4 protein-coding genes and 1 pseudogene are annotated in these 3,565 nt (G+C 59.2%); 1 reads left to right on the forward strand and 4 read right to left on the reverse strand.

The genetic code is table 11. The features are described 5' to 3' along the window. On the reverse strand, nt 1-838 hold an 838-nt coding region (locus tag JWR14_RS31835; protein ID WP_299717355.1), incomplete at its 3' end, for an HlyD family secretion protein. A 111-nt stretch (nt 839-949) separates the two neighbouring features. Between JWR14_RS31835 and JWR14_RS31840 the strand changes: the two genes are divergently transcribed. Further along, nucleotides 950-1,663: a TetR/AcrR family transcriptional regulator gene (locus JWR14_RS31840; RefSeq protein WP_299717357.1), complete on the forward strand. Its 714-nt coding sequence runs from the start codon at nt 950-952 to the stop codon at nt 1,661-1,663. A gap of 230 nt (nt 1,664-1,893) precedes the next feature. On the opposite strand, the gene JWR14_RS31845 is transcribed toward JWR14_RS31840, so the two are convergent. The 3 genes and pseudogenes from JWR14_RS31845 to JWR14_RS31855 all read right to left on the reverse strand — a co-directional run. After that, complete coding sequence (locus JWR14_RS31845; protein WP_299717359.1) at nt 1,894-2,622, reverse strand: SDR family oxidoreductase; 729 nt, start codon at nt 2,620-2,622, stop codon at nt 1,894-1,896. Between the two features lie 193 nt (nt 2,623-2,815). Then, complete coding sequence (locus JWR14_RS31850; protein ID WP_299717361.1) at nt 2,816-3,181, reverse strand: hypothetical protein; 366 nt, start codon at nt 3,179-3,181, stop codon at nt 2,816-2,818. 127 nt (nt 3,182-3,308) lie between these two features. Then, nucleotides 3,309-3,565 (reverse strand): annotated as a pseudogene (locus tag JWR14_RS31855) (hypothetical protein); the annotation flags it as partial.

A 3,565-nucleotide genomic window follows, 5' to 3' on the forward strand; every position in this document is an offset into this window, starting at 1 on the left:
TTTCGTCGGGAACCACCGCGACCAAAGCCTGCCCAGGCGTGACGTAGTTGCCGAGGTTTACGGTGCGGCGCGTCACCTTCCCTGCTTGCGGCGCTAGCACTTCGGTGTAACTCAGTTGCAGCTTCGCGTTGTCGACATCGGCATGGCTCTGGCGGGCCGACGCCTGCGCGGCGTCGATCTTTGTTCGCTGCGACGCAACCTGGGCTTCGCCCGCCTGCACCGCCTGTTTCGCGCTATCGAGCTTGGCGAACGCGCTCTTGGTCGTCGCCTGGCTTTGTTCCAGTTGCTGGCGCGTGATGGCGGCAGGATCGGTTCCCGTGTACCGGGCGAGATCCTGTTTTGCCTGCGTCAGGTCGGCTTCCGCGACCCGCACTTGCGAAGTCTGCTGCGCGAGGCTGGCCGTCTGATACAGCAAGTCAGCGCGCGCCTGCGCGACTTGCGCGACCGCGTTCGCTTCCTGCGCTTCAGCTTGTTCGAGCTTCACTTCAAAGTCGCGCCGGTCGATCCGCAGCAGCGGCTGGTTCTTTTCGACGTGCTGGTTATCGGTGACCAGCAGTTCGACCACCCGCCCGCTCACCTGCGACGCAATCTGGCTCTGATTGCTGTCGATAAATGCGTCGTCCGTGCTTTCGTAGTGCCGGCTATGCAGCCAGTAGCCAACGCCCGCCGCGACGCAGAGCAGCAACACCGCGCCGCCGATAACCGTGTTCAGGCGCTTGCGCCCCGGGCTCATCGGCTTGGACGTTTCCTGTTCTTGCCCGTTGGCTGCATCGGCCTGATCGCCATCGGCCTTGCTTTCGCCGGAGGGCGTGCTGTTTTCGCTTTCACTACCGGCCATTGCATTCTCCAAAATAATATTGAGATGCATTCTACAATAGAACGGAACGGTTCCGTTCTATTCAAAAAGCCTGCGATAATTCCCTCATGTGATTTCTTGCAAGGAACAGTGGTGAGCCGGATCCCGAAAAATCCTGATGCAGAGATGGCCTTCTGCCCGATCAGGTCGATGTTTTCGCGCAAGAAAGGCCGTCCGTCCAACGCTATGGCGGGAGACGTTGAAGAGCGAATTCTCGATGCCGCCACGGCCATGTTCCTTCAGAACGGCTTTGGCGGGACATCGCTTGAACGCATTGCCGAGGCCGCAGGCGCGGGCAAGGCAACGCTCTACAGCCGCTACAGCGGCAAGGAAGCGTTGTTTTCGGCGGTAGTCACACGAAACTGCGAACGCAGCCTGCGACTCGTGTTCGAAACGCCGCAATCGGCGGCGCTTGCGCCACGGCTGGTATCGGTGACGCAGACGCTTGTCACGCGCTTGCTCAGCGACGAGGTGATTGGACTGATCAGAATGGTGGTGGCGGACGCGCCGCGGTTTCCAACGCTTGCGAAACTGACGAGCGACGCCGGCAGGTCGCGCGCAATAGAAGCGGTGGCGACCATGATCGCCGAGCACTCCGGACGCGCACTCGAACCCCAGGCGCGCGCCCAGGCCAAGCGGCATTCGCGTGCTCTCGCGACCCAGATTCTTGACGCGATCGTCTCGCCGATGCTCATGAGAGCGTTGATGGGTGAGAGCCTTGATGATGTCCGCGGCGACATCCGTACGCATGTGAAGCAGACGATCGCCCTTTTTGTGGCGGCGAATGCACTGGACGCTTTCCTGTAAGGGTCGCGGGGCGCGAACGGATTGTCGTGCGCGCCTTGCCTTCTCAAGCGCTCTGGGTGCAAGTTATCGATCATCAGCCGTTTGGGGTCGAAGCGTGAACCTGTGCCACGAACGATCGCTTCCGATAGATTGAACGGGTCTTGCCGAACCGAACCGAACCGAACCGAACCGAACCGACAACATGACGCATAGCGGACGTTCGCGATCGCGTGAAGCTGGCCTAAATTAGCTTATTGACGCTTAGCACCGGTTATCCTTATCAGCCAAAGTACGAGCAAAGGTGCCAGGCGATAGCTCCAGCCGTAGAGCCGGAGCGTGTAGGGATATAGCAACTCCCGTTTCGGGCGTTCGGCCAGTCGCGCAATCACGCGACCGCATTCATCGGTGGACAAGGTCCGTATGGTGCTGGCGATGCGTGGCACATTGTCCGCGACACCGGGGTTGTGCTCGAAATATGCACTGTTCACCCGACCGAAGACAACGTGGCAACTCTGGACACCCGTACCGACCAGGTCTTGGCATAGGGCCTCGTGTAAACCGCGTAGCGCCCAACGCGCCGCGGAATAGCCTACTGACGACGGCCACGGGAAGATCGACGCGGGTGAATTCACGTGGACGATTACACCCGACCGACGTGCCAGCATGTCTCGCATGAACGCATGCGTGATATTGAACGCTGCCAGGTAGGGTGCCTGCATCATGACCAGGGCTTCAGTTGGAGTGGTGTCTTCGATGAATTTCCACCGCCCTGCGCCCGCACAATTGACTATAACGTCGGGAATCCCGTATTGGCTTCGAACACGCCGTGCAAGCTCCCGTACGTCTTCACCCGAAGCGGCGTCACACGCTTCCGCCACCGCCAACTCCCCGATTCCATCGGCGATGCTTTCGAGTTCACGACTCCTTCGGGCGACCAGGATGACGCGGAAAACCACGGCGGGAAAGGTGGCGAGCAGCATCGGCCCCGATACCGCTCGACGCACCGGTGATCAGAGCAATCTTCATCGAGCGGCTCCGTATCAAATTGAATAGTCAGCGGTTCAACGCCCCGATCTGTGCCATTGCAATTTCCGCGACATCCAAATTCCGATTAGTCGTTGACTCAACTTGCGACAGTCCGGTTTTGACCGGCTCGTATCGCCTGATTTGACGTTAAGAATGTCTGCGTTCCGAGCGTAATGCAAGGTGCGTCCAGACGGCGCCAAAAAGCTCAACGGTCACGAAGACCATGAGAGCAGGGCTTGCCCACCCCAGGAACACAAATGCTGTGAACAGCAGCACAACAAGCCCTCGGGTATATACCGTGGCCCGGAAGAACGCCTTGATCTCGCATTTTGCGGCACACCAGTAGTAAGCCCCAATGTTAAAAGCCAGGACCCCTACAACACGGATCCATACTTCAGTTGTATGAGGAATTCCGAAAACACCCAACATGCCATTGGGCGCAACAACCAGGCCGGCGCCAACGACGAACGCGTAGACGGCGAATGCTTTTATAGAGATTGCCGCGCGTGACATGTGGCCTCAAAAAAAATGCGACACAGTCGTCGCCTGTTCGGCAATAAATCACCATGGCAGTCGACCCTCGCACGATCAAGGAGGTTTCCGCCTTCACGATGGTGCCAAGCGAAATGCCTGTGAAACTTCAAGCCCGTGCCTGAGCCGAATTATCCGCACTCCTTCCGACCTCCAGCACGTGCAAACTCATCTCAGTGCTCACTCGCCCGATGGCCCGGGTGAGGAAATGAGTGGCGCCCATCCATGCCTTGATCGCGCCGAACGGATGCTCGACAGTCTGCCGCCGGATACGCATTATCTCAGGCGCATGATCAAGTCGCGCCTGCATTTCCTCGACAATTGCCTCGTGCTCCCAGCGCGTCACCCGGCGTTGAGGTCCCGGCG

It is taken from the genome of Caballeronia sp. (genome assembly GCF_028292365.1).
Lineage (GTDB): Bacteria > Pseudomonadota > Gammaproteobacteria > Burkholderiales > Burkholderiaceae > Caballeronia.

Excerpts from the sequence above, each read along its gene's own strand:
- JWR14_RS31845 (WP_299717359.1), bottom strand. The coding sequence starts at position 2,622 with ATGCTGCTCGCCACCTTTCCCGCCGTGGTTTTCCGCGTCATCCTGGTC.
- JWR14_RS31850 (WP_299717361.1), bottom strand. The coding sequence starts at position 3,181 with ATGTCACGCGCGGCAATCTCTATAAAAGCATTCGCCGTCTACGCGTTC.